Genomic DNA, 3782 nt, shown 5'->3' with positions numbered 1-3782 from the left:
GTAATTTTACGAAATTTTAGGTAAAAAATAGGCTAAATTTTGACGATTTTGACGGAGCGGTTTGGAATTTAGGATTTTAAAATCGTGAGCTAAATTTAAACGCCCGGCTCGTCTTTTAGGCTTATGCGCACTTGTACGCGCAATCATTGCGCCGCTTCGCTACGCGTACATTTTACGGCTGCTACTCGCGCGATCATTACGTCTCTTCGCCGCAACTTGCCATAAATTTTCACGGCTTTGTCGCTTTTTATCGTAACCTTTCACGGCTATGGATTTAGGGAAAAATTTAGATATTTTTAGCGTTAAATTAAGCCCAGGCATCTTGCTTGCTTTAGCTTTTGAAATTTCAGCGAGCTTTTCCGATATAAAATTTTGCAAAAAATCTATATCTTTTCGTGCATACAAATATCCCGCTTTAAATTTAAAGCTACTATTTTTGCCGCGTATGCTGATTATTTTTATGTTCCATCTTATAAATCCCGCGGCGTAGCTAATTTCGTCAAAGCTCTTTCATTAAATTTAGACGCTAATTTAGTGCTTTACTCTCTATCTTCGGCGCTAAAATTTTGCTCGCTTAGCTTTTGGTGAAAATTTACTATAAACATATAGGCTTCTTCTATATGGTAGTCGGAGAGTTTTACTAGCTTGCCTCCTATATATTCAGGCGGTCTTATTTTTGTATATGTTCTACGTCCCGCGACCAACACGCCCCTGTCCGGTATATTTAATAGATTATGAAAGGTTACATATTTTCCGAGATTGTCTATATATTTTTGATCCGTTACATTATTTTCACCGTTTATTTCAAGAAGCAGCAGGCGATCATCTTTTGATAACTTAAGCCCTATTAAATATTTGCCTTCCTTGTATTTAGCGATAGAGGCTAGATAAAATGAATCTTTACTTTCATAAACGGTCGATTTTTTTATAAGCTCGCCGCGGCCATTTAGCTTTATAATATCGGCGGTATTGCTTGTTTCAAATAGCATCAAAATAGAGCCGTCGTCGCACTCGATCATATCTTTTAAAAAATACCCGCGCATATCTATTTTGGTTTCAAATATAAGGTTTCCGTCCGGGTTAAATTTAAGAATTCCTAGCTCTTCTACGACCAGAATAAAACCTCCGTCACTCGTTTTTAATATCTTTATAAGACCGTCTTTCGGTTCTTTAATTTTCTTTACTTCCGGTTGCTTATCCGGGGATGTTTTATCATATGTGTAACTGTTATAAAAAGTATCTGGCAGATGCGAAACGTCGATCGGTTTCTCCCAGATTATTTTTGCGTTTTTATCCATTCTAAATATATTATTTCCATAATCGCACGCCACAAATTCATCATTATCCGTCGGAGCTATCTGTTTTAGGGCGCGAGGAAGCGTATTTGAGATTTTATATGTCGCCTTATCTACGATGTAAGCCGCCTCTTCGTTTCCTAATACGTAGTAGCTTTGCATCTGGGCTGCTATTAAATTTCCTCTTCCGATAAAGCTTTTATCGATTATTTTTCTCCAAATTTCGCGCCCGCTCTTATCAACCTTCATAAAAAGATCGGGACTTCTACCGCTTTCGTATTCTCCGGCTAATATATATCCGTCGTCGGTAGATACGGCCATATTGATAGATGAAAAGCCGTTTTGAGAAAAAGGCAGATCCCAAACAGGCTTTGATTTGTCTATATTTTTACTTGAATCCTCTAGCTCTTTGCTTCCTATCTCATTTTTTATGGGTTCTTCTGTTAAAGTATTTGTATCATCGTTATTTTTTATAACGCTTATAAAACCTTTAAAATCGGACACCAAAGATATAATCATGCGGCGTTCGTCTAAAGGTAGCGCCGAATTTACATCATCAGCCTCCGGCATATAATAGCTTTTTAGACGGGTAGGCTCGAATCCGCCGGAAATATCTAAGACGTCTATGCTCGGTAAAGCCGTATCGTCCGAGCCGTCTTTGCTTCTAGACAAATATATTATTTCGTCATCCCCGCTGATATCAAAAGTATAAATTCTATTACTAACGGTATAGTTATTCAGATGCTCGATATCGTCTATGTTTTTGATGCTGTAAACATTAAAAGTATGAAGTTCGTTTGCGTATAGATATTTTTTATCGGCAGAAATTTGTAAATTTATAATGACTCCGAAATTATCTCGTTTATAAACCTCTTTTATGTTTTTCGGATCGCTCACGTCAAGTACATGAAGACCCGCGAAGTCGGACATAAAAACGTATTTATCCGAATATATGGCGATATCGCCTTTTTCTATCGGATTAAAGGTCTCCATACCTATAAACTCGCCTAACATTTTTATATTATCTGACGAAATATCTAAAATAACCATACTGTTTTTGGCTTTTACGTAGGCTAGTTGGTTATTTTCGCTTAGTTTTATTTTGGAGAAACCTTTGGCTTGAAATTTGGTCGCGATCTTTATATTTTTAGGGTCTCTAACGTCAAGGCGTAAAATCCCTAAATTTGGGCTTGCCACATATAGGCTTTCTCCGTCGTTTGACTCGGCCGCTTGGATATTTTCTACGTTATATCTAGCTTCCGGGAAATAAAAAAGCCCGAGCAACTCTATGTGGTCTAAATTTGATATATCTATCACGCTTATACCGTCTCTATCGTGCCCGAGAGTATATAGCCTCTTTTTGCCCTGAGATACCATCATATCGCGCACTTCAAACGGAATTTGAACGGAGTTATTTATGATATCTTTTTTATATATCGTTACGTCTTTTTTGCCCGTAAATTTATTGCTTTTCTTGCTACTAAATTTACCGCTATTTTGTGGAATTTCAACCTTTTCTTTACTTGCCTCTTTTTTCGGTATCGCGTGCTGATCGATAGCCAGGCTTTGTTCTGAATTTTCGGATGCTTTATCGATAGACGGAATTTGAACGGAGTTGCTTGCGATATCTTTTTCAATCGTTGCGTCGTTCTTGCCGATAAATTTACCGCTGTTTTGCGGAATTTGAAAATTTTCTTTGCTCGTCTCTTGTTTCTGCATCGCTGGCTGATCGATAGGCGAGTTCTGCTTTAAATCGTCGGGCTCTTTATCGATATATTTCATGCACAAAAAAGCAAGTGGCAGAATAACCATTAAAATAGCAAAGCATATCGTAAATTGTCGTTTTCTCTTTGCGTTAGGATCTATCATCTAAACTCCTTTATAAGTCCCCGATTTTCTCTTTTAAATTTATACTAAAGCGGCGTCTTTGTTCGTTCAAGGTGGCCGCTTTTCGTTAAAATTTAGATGCCGATTATATCAAAAAATGGGTCAAAAACTACTATTTCGATATTGTAATTTCGGACTTCTTAAGTCAAAACCAATGTTTCATTTAAAATAAATACGGACTAGTCTTACGCAGATCAGGTGCGCTTAGAAAATTTTACCTCACCGGCGTGATCTTGCCGAGCGAAAGGCGGATTAAATTTTGGCTTTGAGATTCTGCGACGCGCGGTTTGTGATATTACGTGAGGTACCTGGGCGCTCTGCGATCTCGCCGTTTTTGTGCCGCACCGCGCTTCCTAAAATATGCCGCTTAAATTTAAACAACAATTCCTCGCTTTTGAAAATATTTAAAATCGCGCAATATAATTGCGACTCTCAATCAAAATTTACAAGGATCTGCAATGAGCTCGCTTCTTAAGCGCAATAAAATTTTGTTTAACGTCCATCTTATTTTATCGATCGTTTTTTCTATCCCGCTGCTTATCATTGGCGTTACGGGCGCGATTTTATCGTATCAGCACGAGTTTGAGGCGCTAATAAACG

1 protein-coding gene is annotated in these 3782 nt (G+C 37.8%); it reads right to left on the bottom strand.

Annotated features, from left to right (window positions below; translation table 11 throughout):
• Positions 1 to 539: 539 nt before the first annotated feature.
• Complete coding sequence (locus Q0546_RS08370) at positions 540 to 3164, bottom strand: hypothetical protein (RefSeq protein ID WP_298792131.1); 2625 nt, start codon at positions 3162 to 3164, stop codon at positions 540 to 542.
• Between the last annotated feature and the right edge of the window lie 618 nt (positions 3165 to 3782).

Origin of the sequence: uncultured Campylobacter sp., assembly GCF_937997465.1 — a bacterium.
In the GTDB taxonomy this organism is placed as follows: domain Bacteria; phylum Campylobacterota; class Campylobacteria; order Campylobacterales; family Campylobacteraceae; genus Campylobacter_A.
Note: the sequence above shows the minus strand (reverse complement) of the source record. Positions and strands in the feature narration are given on the sequence as shown.

What these genes read in the sequence shown, in the direction of transcription:
- Q0546_RS08370 (WP_298792131.1), bottom strand. Translation starts at nt 3,164, where the DNA reads ATGATAGATCCTAACGCAAAGAGAAAACGACAATTTACGATATGCTTT.